The organism is Phycisphaerales bacterium, from assembly GCA_035627955.1.
Lineage (GTDB): Bacteria > Planctomycetota > Phycisphaerae > Phycisphaerales > UBA1924 > JAEYTB01.
In genome coordinates this window covers 148,606-166,710 of the sequence record DASPKU010000002.1, presented here as the reverse complement: position 1 = coordinate 166,710, position 18,105 = coordinate 148,606, and the positions used below count along the sequence as shown (strand labels likewise).

9 protein-coding genes are annotated in these 18,105 nt (G+C 69.2%); 8 read left to right on the top strand and 1 reads right to left on the bottom strand.

Annotated features, from left to right (window positions below; genetic code table 11):
• Positions 1-24: 24 nt before the first annotated feature.
• From VD997_02880 to VD997_02845, 8 genes are all read left to right on the top strand, one after another.
• Positions 25-4,302 carry a PQQ-binding-like beta-propeller repeat protein gene (locus VD997_02880; protein ID HYE60917.1) on the top strand — a complete coding sequence of 1,426 codons (4,278 nt, stop codon included), beginning with the start codon at positions 25-27 and terminating at the stop codon, positions 4,300-4,302.
• An 87-nt stretch (positions 4,303-4,389) separates the two neighbouring features.
• Positions 4,390-4,815 (top strand): carboxymuconolactone decarboxylase family protein, encoded by a 426-nt coding sequence (locus tag VD997_02875; protein HYE60916.1) that lies wholly within the window; start codon positions 4,390-4,392, stop codon positions 4,813-4,815.
• 121 nt (positions 4,816-4,936) lie between these two features.
• Positions 4,937-6,232 carry a CCA tRNA nucleotidyltransferase gene (locus VD997_02870; GenBank protein HYE60915.1) on the top strand — a complete coding sequence of 432 codons (1,296 nt, stop codon included), beginning with the start codon at positions 4,937-4,939 and terminating at the stop codon, positions 6,230-6,232.
• A gap of 141 nt (positions 6,233-6,373) precedes the next feature.
• Positions 6,374-7,825 carry a hypothetical protein gene (locus tag VD997_02865; GenBank protein HYE60914.1) on the top strand — a complete coding sequence of 484 codons (1,452 nt, stop codon included), beginning with the start codon at positions 6,374-6,376 and terminating at the stop codon, positions 7,823-7,825.
• Between the two features lie 57 nt (positions 7,826-7,882).
• A complete protein-coding gene (locus VD997_02860; protein ID HYE60913.1) occupies positions 7,883-9,118 on the top strand; it encodes a hypothetical protein in 1,236 nt (411 codons plus the stop codon).
• Between the two features lie 91 nt (positions 9,119-9,209).
• Complete coding sequence (locus tag VD997_02855; GenBank protein HYE60912.1) at positions 9,210-10,943, top strand: M3 family oligoendopeptidase; 1,734 nt, start codon at positions 9,210-9,212, stop codon at positions 10,941-10,943.
• Positions 10,940-11,620, top strand: a complete 681-nt coding sequence (locus VD997_02850) for a hypothetical protein (protein ID HYE60911.1) — start codon at positions 10,940-10,942, stop codon at positions 11,618-11,620. The genes VD997_02855 and VD997_02850 overlap by 4 nt, the downstream gene beginning before the upstream one ends.
• A gap of 76 nt (positions 11,621-11,696) precedes the next feature.
• A complete protein-coding gene (locus VD997_02845) occupies positions 11,697-13,523 on the top strand; it encodes a mucoidy inhibitor MuiA family protein (GenBank protein ID HYE60910.1) in 1,827 nt (608 codons plus the stop codon).
• Between the two features lie 78 nt (positions 13,524-13,601).
• On the opposite strand, the gene VD997_02840 is transcribed toward VD997_02845, so the two are convergent.
• On the bottom strand, positions 13,602-18,056 hold the full coding sequence (locus VD997_02840; protein ID HYE60909.1) for an AAA domain-containing protein: 4,455 nt from the start codon (positions 18,054-18,056) through the stop codon (positions 13,602-13,604).
• Positions 18,057-18,105 lie beyond the last annotated feature (49 nt).

The following is an 18,105-nucleotide window of genomic DNA, read 5'->3' as shown; positions in this document are numbered from 1 at the left end:
AGGCTGCCCGCAATCGGAGGATGGATGCGTCCGATCGCCCGACCCATTGCCCTTGCACTCCTCATGGTCCTCACCGCCGGCGTGGCCACTACTCCCGCGCTCGCCCAGCGCGGCCGCAGCGTCTTCCCCGATGAAGGCGTGGGCACACGTGACGCCCTCATCCGCGTCAGCGAGCTCAGCCAGGCTGGCAACATGCCCGAGGCCCTCCGCGTCCTTCAGAAGACCCTCGAAACCGAGGGCGGGCAGGTCGTGCAGTCTCTCGACCAGCCGGACCTGTTCGTGCCCGTCCGCGCCCACATCCACTCTTTATTGATCGCCAGCCCCGACCTGCTGAACCGCTATCGGCTGGAGCAGGAGCCCGCCGCCCGCCAGCTGCTGGAGCAGAACCGCCTGACCGAGCTGGAAGAGTCGCGGATGCTGACCCCGTCCGGGTTTGAGGCCGTGCTGCGGCTGGCGCAGGTGGAGCTGGAGGCGGCCCGATTTGAGTCGGCACGCCTGATGCTCTCGCAGCTGGAGCAGCACCCCGACCGCGCCGACAAGGCCCGGGGCGCCGATGCCGCGCGTCTGGCGGGGATGATCGCGTCGTACCTGCCGCGCGAGGATGTCCGCGCGTGGGCCGCCCGCTGGAGCAAGGACGCGGGGCTCAACGGCGAGGCGATGCTGCCGCCGGCGAAGATTCCCACGGAGGCCGCCGCAAGGGGCGTGTCGCCGCTGGTCACGCAGATCGCGCCGAAGTTCGACAACGTCCCCGCGCGCCCGTTGCAGTCGGTGGGGCTTGACCTCGAGCGCCTCGAGGTCGAGCGCAGCCCCGATGCGCCCGCGTACCTGAACCGGGTCGGCGCCTCGCCCTGGATCATCCCGACGCTTAAGGCAGGCGTGGTGTACGTGAACGACGGGCGCCGCATCAGCGCGTGGGACGCGGCGACCCTTGGCGAGCTGTGGCAGGTCAACACCGGCCCCGCGAGCATCAGCCCCCGCGCGGTTGAGGAGGACCTCGGGCTGTTCATCCAGCCCGGCGCGACCCAGAAGGAAGACGCGGCCACCGTGTGCGTCAGCAACGGCATCGCCGTGGGCGTGACGGGCATCGCCGAGGGTCGCGGGCGGCGCGGCGACCGCCGCATGCACGCCATCGACAGCGCCACCGGGCGCACGCTGTGGTCGATCGATCCGGCGACGCTCTCGGAGAAGCTCGCCGGCGGCGCGGTGTACGGCCCGCCGGTAATCGAGGCCGACACGATCGTGGTCGCCATGCGCTCGACGGGCGTGGTGCGCCGCGACACCCGCCTGCACCTTGTGGGCGTGAACCTCTACACCGGCGGCCTCAAGTGGGTGCGCCTGGTGGGCACGGTGCAGAGCCCCGGCTTCATGGGGCGGACCGCCGGCCGGCCCGACGGCGCGATGCTGCACAACGGCGTCGTTTACCGCTGCGACGAGATCGGCGTGATGTTCGCCTACGAGGCCGCCAGTGGCCGCCCGGTGTGGCTGCGCTCAATGCCCCCGAACTCGTTTACCAGCATGCTCCAGTTCGGTGGGGGTCGCGAGAGCGCCCCTCCGCAGGAGATGCACATCCCCGTGGTGGACGGCGACGCCCTCATGGCCGTCGAGTTCCCCAAGGGGCGGGTCGTGCGCGTGGGGCTCAATGACGGCAAGCTGCTGGCCCAGCGCGAGGGCTCGACGCTTGGCGACCCGCGGTACCTCGTGAAGGTCGGCGAGCACGTCGCGGCCGTCAACGGCAGCCGCATCGCGTTCATCAAGGGCGCGGACCTCGAGAGCGGCAAGGCACAACTCGTGTCGCCCAACGCCCGCGATTCCGTCGTCGGGCGCGTGTGCGCCGCCGGGCCCTACGCCCTGGTCCCCATGGAAACCGGCGCGGCCCTCGTCGACCCCAACAACCTCCGCAAGGAGATGACCGCCGCGTTCGAGTGCTCGGGCAACCTCCTGGTGGTGGGCGATGAGCAGGGCACGCACCTGGTGTCCGCCGACGCGACGCGCCTGCACACCTTCCTCTCGTGGGAAGAGGCCGAGACGATCCTGACGCAGCGCGTGGCCGCCCAGCCCAACCAGCCGCAGCCGCTGCTCACCTATGTGGAGCTCGCGGCCCGCACAGGGCGCGCCGAGCGCGTGCCCGAGCTCGCCGACCGCGCGCTCACCGTGCTCGACGCCCGCGCCGGCGACGGCGAGTCTGCCCGCCAGCGCACCCGCCTGTACTCCATGCTCCTGGAGATGGTGCGGGCCAGCCGCGGTGCGTGGACGAACCCCGGCCAGGTCGTCGCCGTCGGCGCGGCCCAGCCCATCAACGACGCCGCGCTGCTCGCGCAGCTGATGGACCGCCTGGAGCGCACCGCCGAGGCCCCGCAGCAGCAGGTGGCCATGCTGCTGGAGAAGGCGTGGCTCGCGGAGAAGCAGAGCGACAACGCCGCGGCCGTGGAGGCCTACCAGCGGATCCTCACCGACACCGGCCTTGTCGCGGTCGAGCTCGACAGCGGCTCGCGCCTGCACAACCAGCAGCGGGCGACCTCTTTCAGCAACGCGCGTACGGAGGCCACTGATCGCCTCGTCGCGCTGGTGAAGCGTGTGGGCCCCGCGCCCTACGCGGCCTTCGATGAGGAGGCCGCGCGCCTGCTCGCCGAGGCCGACGCAAGCAACCCCGAGCGGCTGGCCGAGCTCGCCCGCGCGTACCCCGTCGCGGCCGTCGCCCCCGAGGCGTGGAACCGCGCCAGCGCCGCCTACGCCGCGGCCAACATGCAGCAGCAGTCCAAGCTCGCCGCCGGCTCGGGCCTCGCGGCCGCTGAGCTGGGTGCCGCCATCGGCCGGCAGTCCACGGGCGAGATGCTGGGACGTCTCACCGGCTCGCTGCTCGCACGCTCGACGGGCCCGGCGGACATCGAGCCCGCGTTCCGCCTCATGCTGCGGCTGGACCGCGACATGAAGGACCTCGCCATCGATTGGAACGGCACCACCGCCGCGCCCGCGCAGATCGCGGCGGAGCTCCGCGCGCGTCTCGCCACCCGCAGCGGCCGGCCCGTGATCGGCCAGAACCTCTCCCGCACAGTGCAGGTCATCGAGACCTGGGTGCCGCTGGAGCCGATCGTCCGCCACGCGCCCGGCGTGTCGGGTGACTGCGTGGTGATGGATGACGAGAACGGCAAGAGCGTATCGATGTGGGCCGTGGCCGCGGAGGACGGCAAGCTCCGCCAGCTGTGGAGCAAGCCGTACTCAATGCGCCCGATCGTCGTCCGGGTGACGCCCGACAGCACGCTGCTTTTCTGGCCCAGCCAGAGCGGCGGAGCGATCGAGAGCATCTCGACCATCGACGGCAAGCCTCAGTGGCGCACGAAGGAGTTCGCCGCGTTCTTTGACGGCGGTGCGAACGGTGCGGACGACCGCGTCAACACGCCGCTCGACGGGCCCGTGCGTCCCAACGACCTGGTCGTGACCGCCGACGGCAGCACCCTGGTGCTGGTGCAGCGGCGCGGTCGGGCGGGCGCCTTTGACCTCACTAATGGCAACCCGCTGTGGACCAGCACGCTGGGGCTGAGCCGCGTGTACGAGATCGAGCAGGCGGGCGACCATGTCGTGATCGGCGGCACGGTGGGCAGCAAGTCCGGGCGCACGTCGGTTGCGGGCGTCATCGCCCTCGACAAGCGCACCGGCAAGGAGGTCTCGCGCCTCGGCCCCGATCAGCTCGGGGATCACGCACGCTGGATGCGGGCGGTGGGCGCCGACGTAGTCCTCGCGACAGCGAACGGCCTGCTCCGCTTCACCCCGCAGAGCGGCAAGGTGGCGTGGTTCACCTCCGGCGCGCCTGGCGCAAACTCGTTCGCGGGCTGGGTGGTGGGCGACGCGCTGTTCGTGCTTGACGGCGACGTCAACCTGTGGCACGTGTCGCTCAAAGACGGGGCGCACGCGGGCCGCCCCCTCGACAGCCGCGGGCGCATCGTGTTCCCAGTCAGCGGCACGGTCATGGGCAAGACGCTCGCGGTGGCCAGCACCAACGGCCTGCTGGTGTTCAACGACAAGGGCGAGCTCGTGGGCGCCGACGCCCTCGATGGCCAGGGCTCGCTGCAGACGCCCGTCGCCACCGAGTCGATGTTCGTGGCGGTGGAGAACAACCAGCGCGAGCCCGCCAGCGGCACCGGCATCGTCTCCCGCGTGTTCATGTTCGCTCACCCGACGGGCAAGCTCCTGAACACAGAGCGCGTGCGCCTCTACGAGAACCCCCACGCGACGATGGTCATCGACGGCAAGCTGCTGCTGAGCGAGGGTCCGGTGACGCTGGTGCTGGATGCGCCGCCGAAGTGATGTGCCACGATCATGGCTCTGCATGATCGTGTCCTGGGCTCATGGAGCACGATCATGAGGACATGATCGTGGCACATATCATCCATCATGTCACGCTACGAACAGTTCCAGCAGTACCGCTCCAAGATGAACTGCCGCATCCTCGGCGAGGATGACCAGCGCGGCACCAACGCCGACGGTTCGCCGCGGATGGGTGGCACGCTGGTCACCAAGCGATTCTTCTCTCTCGACGGCAAGACCTACGAGGACGGCGCGCTCTCAGCGAAGACCAAGGAGCTGCTCGGCCTGGTGGCCTCGATGGTCCTCCGCTGCGACGACTGCATCGCCTACCACATCGACCAGTGCGTGAAGGCCGGCGCGACCGACGAGGAGCTCTGGGAGACCTTCGACGTCGCCCTCATCGTCGGTGGATCGATCGTCATCCCGCACCTGCGCCGCGGCGTCGAGTTTCTCGACGAGGCACGCGCGGCCGTGCCCCACCAGCCCGCCTGCAGCTCCCACCCAAGGCAGTAGCCGCGGAGTTGCGCGAAGCAGGCGAAGTTGCGCTGAGTTTCCACACCCTGATTCCAAACTCCGCGCCACTCCGCCCTCTCCGCGCAACTCCGCGGTAGCTCTTCCCTCTTAGACTCAGCACGTGGGAAGACCCTCACACCACCTCTCCGCCCGCAAGGCCGCCGAGCACATCGTCCGCACCCTCACCGGCGCCGGGCACATCGCCTACTTCGCCGGCGGCTGCGTCCGTGACGAGCTGCTCGGCCTCACCCCCACCGACTACGACGTCGCCACCGACGCCAGCCCCGACCGCATCGCCGCCCTCTTCCCCCGCACCGCCGAGGTCGGCGCCTCCTTCGGCGTCATGCTCGTCCGCATCGACAGCGAGGTCATCGAGGTCGCCACCTTCCGCTCCGACGGCGAGTACACCGACCGCCGCCGCCCCAACACTGTCACCTTCAGCGACCCCCTCCAGGACGCCCACCGGCGCGACTACACCGTCAACGCCCTCTTCCTCGACCCCATCCTCGCCGACCACCCCTCGCCACCCATCGAGCACGCCCCCGGCGCGGCCATCGTCCCCGTCGCCGCCCACGGGCGGGTCATCGACTTTGTCGGCGGCATCGCCGATCTGGAGCGGCGGGTGCTCCGGGCCGTGGGCGATCCCGACCAGCGGCTGGCCGAGGACCACCTTCGGGCCCTCCGCGCTGCCCGCCTTGCCGCCAAGCTCGGCCTCACCATCGACCCCCCCACCGCCGCCGCCATCACCCGGCACGCGTCGGACCTTCAGGGCGTCAGCCGCGAACGCATCGGCGAGGAAGTCCGCCGGATCGCCGAGCACCCCAGCCGCGCCCAGGGCGCGGCCCTCATCCACTCCTTGGGTCTGGAGCGGCCGGTGTTCCTCCAGTCGGGGGCTCAAGGTCCGAGAAGCTGGCGCACGCTGTCGAATCTCCCCGCGGAGGTCGGCTTTGCGACCGCCCTGGCCGCGTGGGCACTCGATTTGGGGGTGGTGGGCCTCGCCCCCCTCCCCCTGGTGCAACAGTTCCGCAACACCCTTACCCTGAGCAACGACGTTCGGGATCAGTTTGCCTTCATTCTGGCAACCCTTCCCACCCTCGAACGCGAATGGGACAGCCTGCCAGTCGCCCGCCAGAAGCGGCTCGCGGCCTCGGCGTGGTTCTGGGAGGCCACCAGTGTGCTGCGGGCTAAGGACCCGTCCACAGCCGCTCGGGTGGAGGCCCGGGTCGGCGAACTTGCCCAGACCCACGGCGGGCTGAAACCGGATCCGTATGTCTCCGGCGACGACCTCACCGCCATGGGCCTCACCCCCGGCCCCCGGTTCAAGGTGATCCTCGACGGGGTGTACGACGCGCAGCTTGAGGGGCGGGTCCAGAATCGTGACGCGGCGCTGGAACTGGCCCGCGGGATGCGCGTCTGAGGAGGAGGGCGTTCGCCCCCGGGGCCCGTTCCCCGCTGCCTGCGTGGTATGCTTGGACCGGTATTTTGTTAGGGACAGTGTTCTCTTGCGGCGGCCCGCGGCTTGGCCAAGGGCTCCGAAGACCTGATTGAGGTGGCACCCATGAAGAACAGAGCTTGGAAGAACAAGGTCGCGACCTCCGCGTTGGCGGCGGTGATCGGCCTCTGCACCGTTCCGACCGCGGCACTTTCGCAGACCGAGAGCAGCGCGAAGGAGACGGCGTCCACGCAGGACATCATCATCTTCAAGAACGGCCGCACGCTTGAGGGCAAGATCGTGTCGGAGACGGCCTCTGCCATCCGCTTCAAGGGGCTTATCGCCGGCATCGAGGCCGAGACCGAGTACCCGATGTCGGACATCCTGACGATCAAGCGTGGCGTGGCAAAGACCACCGGCGATGCTCCGGCGGCCCCGTCCAACACCGCCGCCCCGACGCTCAAGAGCAGCGGCGGCAGCGACAAGGCCGCGGAAAGCCGCGACGGCAAGACGGGCATCTACTGGGTCGAGCTCAAGGGCGAGTTCGGGCAGGAGATCTCGGAGACCCCGATCCGCAACGCCATCCGGGACGCGAAGCGAAACAACGCCGAGGTCATCGTCTTTGAGCTCGACGCCGACTGGAACGACAAGGACGGGGTGATCAACGCCGACAAGGCCAACGACCAGGACTCCGACTTCCAGGGCATTTTCCGCGCCGAGAAGATCCTGCCCGTGCTCGTCAATGAGCTGCCCACCGAGTACAACCACAAGCCGCCGCGCATCGTGTTCTGGGTGAAGCAGGCGATGGCCGGCGCGGCGTTCGTGCCCCTGTGCGCTCCCGAAATCTACTTCTCGAGCGAGGCCCGCATGGGCGGCATCGGCAACCTCAGCCAGCTCTACGGCAACACCGGCGACGAGGTGGTTCGTGAGAAGCTCCGCTCCGCGTTCCTGCGTCACGCCGAGGGCTGGGCGATCAAGGGCGGCTACAACCCCATGATCATTCGGGCCATGGGCCGCTCCGAGTTCGTGATGAGCTACCGCGTCCGTGATGGCAAGGTGGAGCTCTTCGAGGGTTACCCACAGGCCCCGGGCGAGGTCCTGCTCACTGATGACGGCATGGGCGGCAACTTCGACTCCCTCAGTGAGCGCGTGCGCTGGACCGGCAACGACGTGCTCACGATGAACGCCGAGACGGCCAAGCTGGTCGGCCTGTCCAGGGGCACAGTCGACACCCGCGACGAGCTGCTCCACGCCATGGGCCTTGAGCGCACCGGTGTCCTCATCCCCGGGCGGGCCAAGCAGATCCAGAAGGAATGGGTCGACGGCGTGGCGAACGCCAAGAAGCGGATCGTGACCCTGTTCGAGGAGTACCAGGAAATCCAGGTGCAGGGCGACTATCAGGAGCGCACCCGCGCCCGCGGCCTGCAAATCCGCAAGCTCGAGGAGATCAAGGCCCTGATGCAGAAGTGGGGCGAGGGTCTCGAGCAGTGGCTCGGCGAGAACGGCATCCCGCCTGTGTCCGAGATCATGATCGGCATCGACCAGATCAAGCTCCGTCAACTCGCAGACAAGCGGTAACGCAAGAGGTACAAACCCATGTTGACCCGAATCACGTCCCTGCTCCGATCGCTGGCCATGCTCGTCTGTGTCGCGGTGCTCGCGACGACCGGCCTGGCCGACAAAGTCGTCCTGAAGAGTGGCAAGACCGTCGAGGGCACCATCGCCCGCGAGGAGTCCGGCCACATCTGGATCAAGACCACCATCGGCGGCATCGAGCGCGAGGAGTTCTTCTCCGCCGATGAGGTCGCCTCCGTCGAGCGCGGCCCGGTTGCCGGCACGACGGGCGCTGCCGCCACCACCGCCGCGCCCGCGCCGAAGAAGAACACCGGCGCCCCCAAGGCCGCGGTGATCACGCTGGGCGATGAAGAGAACGGCCACATGGTGGGCATCTACATGACCGCCCACCAGCTCGAGCAGATGATCCCCATCCTCGAGAAGGAACTGGGCACCGACGGCACCGGCATCGTGGTGCTCCGCGTCCACTCCGGCGGCGGCCTCACCCTTGAGGTGCAGAAGCTCTCCGACGTTATCCATAACGAGTACAAGAAGCGGTGGCGGACCGTTGCCTGGATCGACTCGGCCATCTCGGCCGCGGCCATGACCTCCCACTGCATGGAAGACATCTACTTCACCCGCCAGGGCAACTACGGCGCTGCGACGCAGTACTCGGGGGCCCTCAACGCCACCAAGGGCCGCGGCCTCGAGGAGGTCCTGCACCGGATGGAGAAGATCTCCGCCCGCGGCGGCCACCACCCGCTCATCGCCCGCGCTATGCAGATCCAGCAGCCCCTCTCCTGCACCGTCCGCGAGAACGGCAAGGTCGACTGGTACGGCGACGTCACCAGCGGCGAGATGGTCATCAATCCCATCGGCGAGGTGCTCACCTTCAACTCCGAGACCGCCCTCAAGTGCGGCTTTTCCAAGGGCACCTGCGAGACCCTCGAGGAGCTCACCAAGGCGATGGGCTACACCGAGCTCGAGTGGGTTGGCAACAACGTCCGCGGCTTCCCCTGGCCGATCAGCGCTGCCGAAAAGAACAACATGGAGTGGCGCAAGAAGGTCAAGAAGGACGAGGACCTGACCCGCAAGTACCAGGTCGACTACACCACCGCCATCAACATGGCGGCGCAGTCTCCGCCCGAGGACCGCGGCAAGTTCCTGGGCAAGGCCCGCCAGGCCCTCGAGCAGATCCAGCGCATGGTGAAGAACAACCCCAACTTCTCCTTCATGGCCTTCAACATGCTGATGGACGAGTTCGATGACTGGGTCAAGGAGCAGGAGAAGCTGATCCGCGAGCTGGCCCGCCGCTGAGGCGCTGACCACCATCGAGACCACTGAAACTGAGGGCCCGGCGGACCACCGCCGGGCCTTTCTCGTTTTTGCCTCCGGCTACCATCCGTTCATGCCCACCATCAGCACCACACTCGTTCCGGCCGACCTCGACGCGACCCGCTTTGACGCCCTCGAGCCGCTGTTCAAAGCCCTGCTCGAGCGGCCCGTGCGCTCGGCAGAGGAGCTGGAGGCGTGGCTGCTGGACCGCAGCGAGCTCGCGGCCGCGTGCAGCGAGGGCAGGGCCAACCTCTACATCTCCATGAGCTGCGACACCGACGGCAAGGCGGCGCAGCAGGCCTACGCGTCGTACATCGAGAACGTCGCCCCCAGGCTCACCCCGCTGTTCTTTGAGCTCGACAAGCGCTTGGTGGAGCTCGCGAAGAAGTTCCCACTGGATGCCGGGCGCTACGGCGTGCTGCTCCGCGCGGCCCAGGCCGACGTCGAGCTTTTCCGCGAGGAGAACGTGCCGCTGGAGACCGAGCTCGCCAAGCTCAGCCAGAAGTACGACCAGATCGCCGGGGCCATGTCGGTGCAGTTTGAGGGCGAGGAGAAGACGCTCCCGCAAATGGCCAAGTACCAGGAGCTGCCCGACCGCGCCAAGCGCGAGGCTGCATGGCGGACGGTCATGGACCGCCGCTTCCAGGACGTCACCGCCATCAACGATGTGTACGAGGAGATGGTCGCGCTGCGGACCAAGGTCGGGCGGAACGCGGGCTTTGAGGATTACGTCGGCTACGCGTTCAAGAGCAAGCACCGCTTCGACTACGGGGTCGAGGCGTGCCGCCAGTTCCACGCGGGCGTGGAGGAGGCGATCGTGCCGCTCGTCCGCGAGTTCGACAGGAAGCGCGCGGCCGATCTGAAGCTCGACGCGCTGCGGCCGTGGGACTTCGGGGTTGACCCCAAGGGGCGCGGGCCGCTCAAGCCCTTCAACGGCGGCAAGGACCTGATGGACAAGTCGCTGGCGACGTTCCGTCGGCTTGACGCGCGCCTGGCCGAGATGTTCGCGCGCCTGGGCACGGGCGAGGAGTCCCGCGGCGCCCGCGACGGCGCGTGCCTGGACCTGGACAGCCGCAAGGGCAAGGCCCCGGGCGGGTACCAGTACATGCGCGACCGCACGCGCCGGCCGTTCATCTTCATGAACGCGGCGGGCATGCACAAGGACGTGGAGACAATGGTGCACGAGGCGGGGCACGCGTTCCACAGCATGCTGTGCGAGGAGGAGCCGCTGGTGGAGTACCGGCACAGCCCCATCGAGTTCGCCGAGGTGGCGAGCATGTCGATGGAGCTGCTGAGCATGCCGCACTGGCGCTCGTTCTATGCCAGCGACGAAGACTGGGCCCGCGCCGCCCGCGAGCAGCTCAAGCACTCGCTGCTGCTGCTGCCGTGGATTGCCCAGATCGACGCGTTCCAGCTGTGGGTGTACGGCAACCCCAAGCACACCCGCGAGGAGCGGGCGACGTTCTGGCTCGGACTCGACGAGCGGTTCGGCAGCCGAATCGACTGGACGGGCCTTGAGAAGTACCGCCGCTGGATCTGGCAGCGTCAGCTGCACCTCTTCAGCCACCCCTTCTACTACATCGAGTACGGCATCGCCCGGCTCGGTGCGCTGCAGCTGTGGCTGCACTCGCTCGAGAAGGGCGAGAAGTCGGCGGTGGAGCTGTACATCAAGGGCCTGTCGCTGGGCGGCAGCCGCCCACTCCCCGAGCTCTTCCGCGCCAGCGGCCTCACGTTCGACTTCGGGCCCGATGCGGTGAAGCGGATCGCGGAGCGCGTGCGGGTAGAGCTCGATAAGCTGCCTGAATGAGCCTGGTCCTGTACGAACGGCGCGACCTGCGGCGCGTGGCACTCATCGTGCTGGTGGCGCTCGCGTGGTTCCTGCTGGCGAAGGGCTGCAAGGCGTGGGTCGATCCTCCTCCCAAGGTGGAGTGGAGAGCGTCATCGTCACAAGCGCCGCCCCCGGCGTTTCTGATCGTCGGCTTCCCGGTGCAGGCGCCGCTCCAGACCTTCGATGCTCCGGGCGGAACGCTGGTCGGGGAGTTGAACCGCGCCGTATCAATGACCCCGCTCGAGGAGAGCGGGACGTGGGTGCAGACTGAGGGCGTGTACGTGCGGCGAGCGGACCTGACGCTGACGCCACCGGCGGAGCCGCAAGTGTGGCTTGCGGGGCTCCTGCCGGTCCTCAGGAAGAGCGCGAACCCATCGCCAAACGGCATTCGAATGGGCGATTCAGACTTGCCCGGCACGGTGACGTTCGTGCAATCGTTCGGACGCGACGAACGGCACTCCCGGTATTCGATTGTGAATGGGCGCGCCGTGCCGGTGCATCTCGCACGCGACCAGTGGGAGGAGGGCCTCGTTGTCCTCCTCCGCGGCGTCGTCGGGTTTGGCGGCACTCTGGTGCTTGGGCTCATCGTCACGGTGGCGCTCTGGAGAGTGCTGCTGCCGCGGGCTGCTCGCGAGCCTGTGCGGGACAGTCTCTAGGAACACGCCGTTACCTGCTGGTTACGAGCGCTCATGGCTCGCCGGCGTAGTTTCATGCAGACACAAGGAGCCTGCCATGCGACTCGCCCGTTACACCGCTGTTGCGCTCGTCCTCACACCCGCACTCGCGCTCGCCCAGGCCGGCGCGCCGCAGCCGCTGGAGACCCGCGGCCAGATCGACTCCGTCACCGTCTACCGTGGCCAGGCGCTCGTCTCGCGCATCGTCGCGGTGCCCGCGGCCAAGGGTGTCGCGGAGGCCGCCGGGTCGGTACGCGAGGTCATCATCACCGACCTGCCCGCCCGCATCAGGCCAGAGAGCGTGCACGCGGATAGCCGTGACGGCGTGAAGGTGCGCAGCGTGCGGTTCCGGCAGCGGCCGGTCGTGCAGGACACCCGCGAGGAGGTCCGCAAGCTGGAGGAGCGGCTGGAGGCGGTCAACGACCAGCGCGGCTTCGCTCAGAAGAAGATCGAGCTCATCAACGAGCACCGCAGCGTGCTCGCGTCACTGCAGAACTTCATCGCCCCCGCCGCGACGGTCGAGCTGACCCGCGGCGTGCTCAACGCCGAGACGCTGGAGCGGCTGGCGACCTTCATGCGCGCCCAGCGGGGCAAGATGTGGGACGAGGAAGCGGCGCTGGGCGTCGAAGTCCGCCGTCTCTCGCGTGAGGCCGAACAGCTCCAGCGCGAGCGGGACCTGCTCACGGCGGGGTCGTCGCGGACGGTGCACGAGGCCGTGGTGCTGGTAGGTTCCGAGGCCGGCGCGGGCGGGGAGATCACGCTGCGGTACCTGGTGGACGGTGCCACCTGGGCGCCCTCGTACACCATGCGGGCGGCGGCCGGTGATGGCGAGCGCACACTCAACCTGGAGTACTACGCGAACATCCAGCAGATGAGCGGCGAGGACTGGAGCGGCGTGAACATGACGCTCTCGACCGCGACGCCGTCGCTGGTGGCCAAGGCGCCCACGCTCACGTCGATGGTCATCGGTCTCACGGCGCCCGCGAACGCGCCGCAGCCTGCGCAACAGCTGGCGTATCACGACGCCCGGCGCGAGCTGCTGGACAAGCAGCGTCAGGTGGCCCAATCGCGCGTGCAGGGCAAGGCCGGGCCCGCGGCCGAGAAGGACGCCGCCGAGTCGGCCCTCAACACTTACGCGGCCAACATCGCGGTGCTCGACCTGGTCTCCGCACAGAAGGTGGAGCGCGGCGCGGGTTCCACCCGTCAGGGGCGCGAGGAGGGGCTCGCCGTCACTTACACCATCCCCGGCCGCACCAGCATGCCCAGCCGCAGCGACCAGCAGCTCATCCAGATCGCCGCACTGCCGCTGAAGGCTGAGTTCACCAAGGTCGCCACGCCCGTGCTCACCGACTTCGTGTACGACGAGGCCGCGGCGGTGAACACCAGCACCATGGTGCTGCTCGCCGGTCCCATCACGGCCTACCTCGACGGCGCCTTCGTGGGCAGCGGCGCCCTGCCCACGGTCTCTGTGGGCGAGCGGTTCATGGCTGGGTTCGGCATCGACAGCAGCCTCAAGGCCGGGCGCGAGCTGGTGGAGCGCACCGAGACCATCCAGGGCGGCAACCGCGTCGTCGAGCTCACCTACCGCCTCACGCTCGAGAACTTCGGCGCGGCCCCCGCGCCGGTGCGGCTGCTGGACCTGCTGCCAAAGGTGCAGGCGAACCCGCAGGCCGGCGTACAGGCCAGTGACATCCGCGTGACCATGGTGCGCGTCAGCGAGACGCTGAGCGAGGCCGAGGAGTACGTGAAGACGCAGAAGAAGGACGGCGTGCTGCGGTGGGACCTCGTGGTGCCGCCGCAGGCGGTGGGCACGACCGCCGCGAGCGTGGAGTACACCTTCCGGCTGGAGTACGACAAGCAGATGGCGCTGGTGGGGATGCAGTGACCCGCGACCAGTGAGAAAGAGGCGTGGCATGCTCACCGCTCTGGGTGAGCATGTTCACTTTCGCGCCTGTATCGTCCCTCACTCAGCGCTCTTGTCATTCCCGCGCGCCAGCTCCGCGTCCGCACGCCTCGCGATCTCCTCCAGGTGGCCCCGCGGATCGCGGAACAGCACGGGCGACCACAGCCGCAGCAGGTTCCACCCCTGCCCGGTGAGGATGTCGGTGCGGAAGATGTCCCACTCCACGGGGTCGTCCGCGAGCGGGAACCGCGTCGTGTCGCAGAGGACGCCGATGGTGACGCCGTCGGGCTCGCGCGGGTGGCGGACGGCCACATCGACGCAGAAGCCGTCGTTGCCCCAGTGCACGATCGAGCCGACGTGCTGCTCTGTCTTCAACGCGCCCGCAAGCGACGCGGCGAGGGTTGAGGGCGCCCGCGTCTTCTCGATGATGACCTCATCAGTCGGCATCGGCTGCGGCGACTTCACCTCCACGTTGGGGTCCGGGATGGAGGGCGAGGGGTTCTCGCGGGCGTCGGCGTCGAGCTCGAGGGCCCTCTGGATGAGGCTGTACTTGGCCGCGAGGGTCTCGGCGTACAGGAGGTACGACATCAGCAGCCACCCGCCGCCGGGCTGCTGGCCCTGGGGGATGGGCGGGAGCGCGGTGTACACCTCGCGCGGGATCGACGTGACCAGGTGCACCTCGTCGCGGGCGCGGGTGACGAGCACGTTGAGCCGCCGCCCGCCGCCGGGCTGTGCGAGCGGTCCGAAGCGGCGGTAGAACCGCCCGTCGGGCGCGGGGCCGTAGGTCGTGCTGATAATGATGTGGTCGCGCTCGTCGCCCTGCACGTTCTCCAGGTTCTTGACGAACAGGCCCTCGAAGGCCCCCTTACGGCGCAGCTCGCGGGCCTTGGCGAGCGATGTGGCGAACGCCGGGTCGGCCGCGGCCAGCTCGTCGAGCTTCTCCAGGATCAGGTCGCGCTGGGCCAGGTTGAAGCACCCGATGCCGATGCTGGGCGGGTCGGCCCGTTTGAGCAGGTCGCGGACGATCTGGCACACGCGGTCCGCCTCGCGCTCGTTGGTGCGATCCTCGTACGTGCCGCCGACGTGGTAGAGCGTGAGCGGGGCGTAGCGCACGCGGTTGCGGGGGTGGCCGGGGATCGCCTGCAAACGGCGCGCGTAGAAGTGCTCGTTGCTGAACTCGATGAGGTCGCTGTTGCGGGAGCGGTAGTGGACGTCGAGGTAGCTCTGCTGGATGTCGAGCCCCAGGGCCGCACCGAGCAGGTCCTCGACCTCGCTCTGCTGGGCTTCGAAGAGCTGCTGATCGCTCTCGATCTCCTCGTTCTCGCTCACGGCGAGCGTGGTCTCGAAGAAGCGCGTGGGCGGGAGTTGCTTGGGGTCGCCGGCGATGACCACGCGCTTGCCGCGCGTGAGGACCGGCAGGGCCTCCTCCAGGCGGCACTGGCTGGCCTCGTCGAAGATGACCACATCGAAGAGCTGCTCGCGCGGGAAGATCTGCGCCACGGTCTCGGGGCTGGCCATCCACACGGGGCGCAGCTCCATGAGCGGGTCGCCGCGCTCCATGCCGCGACCCAGGGCGAGCACCTGGCGCAGGCGCATGGCGTTCCGACCGCGGGTGGTGAGGCGGCGTCGCACGTCCGCGCCCTCGGGGCTGAGTCGCGACCCTGTTGACGCCAGCAGCCGCTCCTTGGCCCTGGCGGTCCAGCGGTGCAACACCGCGTCGCGGACCTTCTGCCGCTTCTCTTCGTCGAGCTCTCGGTAGCGGTCGAACTGCGTCTGCACGCGCCGGGGGTCGAGGGACTGGAGCTTGGGGTTGTCGGCGAGGCGGCGGGTGATCTCGGCGCTGGTGACCTCGCGCTCGAGGGCGCGGATGCCCGCGACGGGGTCGGTAGACGCCGCGATGAGGGACTCGGTGGCCGCGCTCAGTGGCTTTGGGAGGCCGGCCAGCGCCTCCCTTATGCGGAGCACATCCTCGAGAGTTCGCAGGCTCGCCAGCAGCGCGCTGAACGTCGGTTCCGCTGCCGCGCCGCCGCGGAAAGTGGCGACCGAGCCCGTGAGCCACTCGCCGCTGAACATCGCCGTGCCGCTCGCCGCTTCTTCCATCACCCCCAGCGCCTTCGCCCGCGCCCCCGCGAGCCGCAGCCCTTCCAGGAGCTCCGGCGCGGCATCCTTCCGCAGGGCCTCGCGCACGAGCGGCCCGACGCTCTCCAGTGCCGGGTCGGTGAGCAGCTCCAGCACGCCCAGGACCGCCGCGTGCGACTGGAACCGGCGCTCCACAGCAAGATGGTCGGGCAGCGTGGGTGTCTGCCTCACCCCTTCGAGTTGTTCCGCGACAGCGTTCAGGATCAGCATCGCCCGCAGCCATGTCAGGAAGTCGCGCCCCCGCGTCGCGGCCGCGGCGTTCACGGGCAGGCCCAGTGGCGTCAGAACCCTCGCCGCGGCACTTTTCTTTCCGAACGCGAGGAACCCCCACCACTTGCTAGCGGTGGGCAGGTACGCCTCCAAAGCACCGATCTGCTGCGACAGCACCCCCACGGTCGGCACGCCCTGCACGCTCGCGAGCAGCTCGAGGTCCGGCGAGCCGGCACGGAAGGTCTCAAGGGCCGGGCGCGCGTCCTTGGCCAGCCGCAGCTTGACGGCGACGTCAGCAGGTGGCATGTTCGCCCAGTAGGTGCGCGTCTCGCGCGTGGCCTCCGCGAAGGCGTGGGTCAGCGCGGCGCGCAGCTGCTCGCGTTTCGCGGCCTGCTCACCCAACGGAACCGCGGGCCCGAACGGCGGGATGCGCGGGTCGATGGTCGCGTCGGCTGCCTTCGCGGCCTCCACGCACCGCGCGAGCAGCCCGCGGAAGTGGTCCATCGGCCGGCTCACCAGAGTCGCCAGCTCCACCCCCGCGGCCCTGCTCCACTCGTTGGTCGGGTACGACACATCAAGGGCCCGCTGCAACGCCTCGCGCACCACCGGCAGCACGGGCTCCAGTTCGTGCAGCGACACGCCCTCGAGGCCATCGAGCGCGGTGGCACTGCCCTCGGCCGTGAGCGCCAGCCACTGCCCCACTAGCGCGTGCAGCGACATCTCCTCACCATCGGGAGCACGCGACAGGGCGTCGTGCACCCCGGTCAGCTCGGCGTGCAGCGTGCCCAGCTCCTGGTCGATCTTCGCGACCCGCTGCTCGGCCATGGGGTGCGTCTTGACTTCGGCGAGCGTTTCCAGCTGCTCACGGATGCTCATGTACAGCTCGCGCTGGTCGCGCTGCGGGTCGTGCACGACAGCGCACAGCGAGCCCAGCCCCAACGCCGTGAGACGGTTGGCCACCACGTCGAGGGCCGTGCGCTTCTCGCAGACGAAAAGCACGCGCTCGCCGCGGGCGAGGTGGTCGCCGATGATATTCGTGATGGTCTGCGACTTGCCCGTGCCGGGCGGACCATGCACGACGAGCCCGGCGCTCGTGCGTGCGAGGGCCACCGCCCGCGCCTGGCACGGGTCCGCCGGCGCGACCAGCCGCTCGGTGGCAAAGACCTTCGGCCGCTTCTTTCTGGGCGTCGGCTCTTCAGGGGCCTGCTCCGCAACCGAGGCGTCAAGCGACACATCCGCGCGCAGGAAGCTCTCCACGGGCCCCCGCACACTCTCGCCAGCCAGCATCGCCTGCGTGTCCCGCAGCAGCCCCTGGTTGGCCATCGGGAACAGCCCCAGCACCGCCGCGTTGATGATCGCGGGCTTCGCCTCGCCCTCCTCCGCCTTCGGCGCCGCCTCCAGCGGCAGGGTCGCGGGGAGGGTGTCCGCCTGGAACAGCGCCGGGACATCGAGCTTCAGGGCCGCGCACGCGTGCCGCACCAGCTCCGCGATCTCGCGCCAGGTGTTGACGCCCTCGTCGTCGGTGAACAGCGTCTCGGCCTTCTTGCCGGTGTTCTGCTCGATCCACGCCAGCAGCGCGTCGTTCGCAACGACGCGGTCCACCTCGTCGGACTTGCACTCCACCCGCACGCCCGCGCTCGCCCCGGCCTTCAGCGTCACCGCCACCGGGATGAACGCGATGGGCGCGAGGATTCGGCGCGTGCCCTGGTGCTTGCCGAAGCTCGCGCCCGGTGGCAGGCTCACCAGCGGGTAGCCGACGTTGAGCACGTACGCGCCCGTGTCGTTCTCGTACGTGCGAGCTTCTTCGATGAGCACCCGGAGCTTGGACAGCAGCGAGTTCTGCTCGGTCCACGCCTTCTGCGCCGCGGACTCAGAGGGGTCCAGAGGCGTCTCCGAACCCTCGCCTTCGGACTTCTTGCGGAAGCGCACCTGCGTCGCCAGGCGCGCCGGCGGCTTGAGGCGGGAGGTGAGCTCGAATGCGGCGCCGTCGGACAGCAGGTCGTGCAGCGCGGCCGCCGGCTCACGGTCAGCCAGCTTGCCTAGCTGCATCAGGTCCACGCGCTGGCGGCTGCTGTGCGGGCGGCAGTTGAGGCTCGGCCCGCTGACGATCGCGGCGAACAGCCGGTCGAGCATACGGGCAAGAATCCGGTTCCCGGCGGGGTTCATGACGGGGAGTGTACGAAGCCGCCCTTGCCCACCGGTCTCATCACCGGTG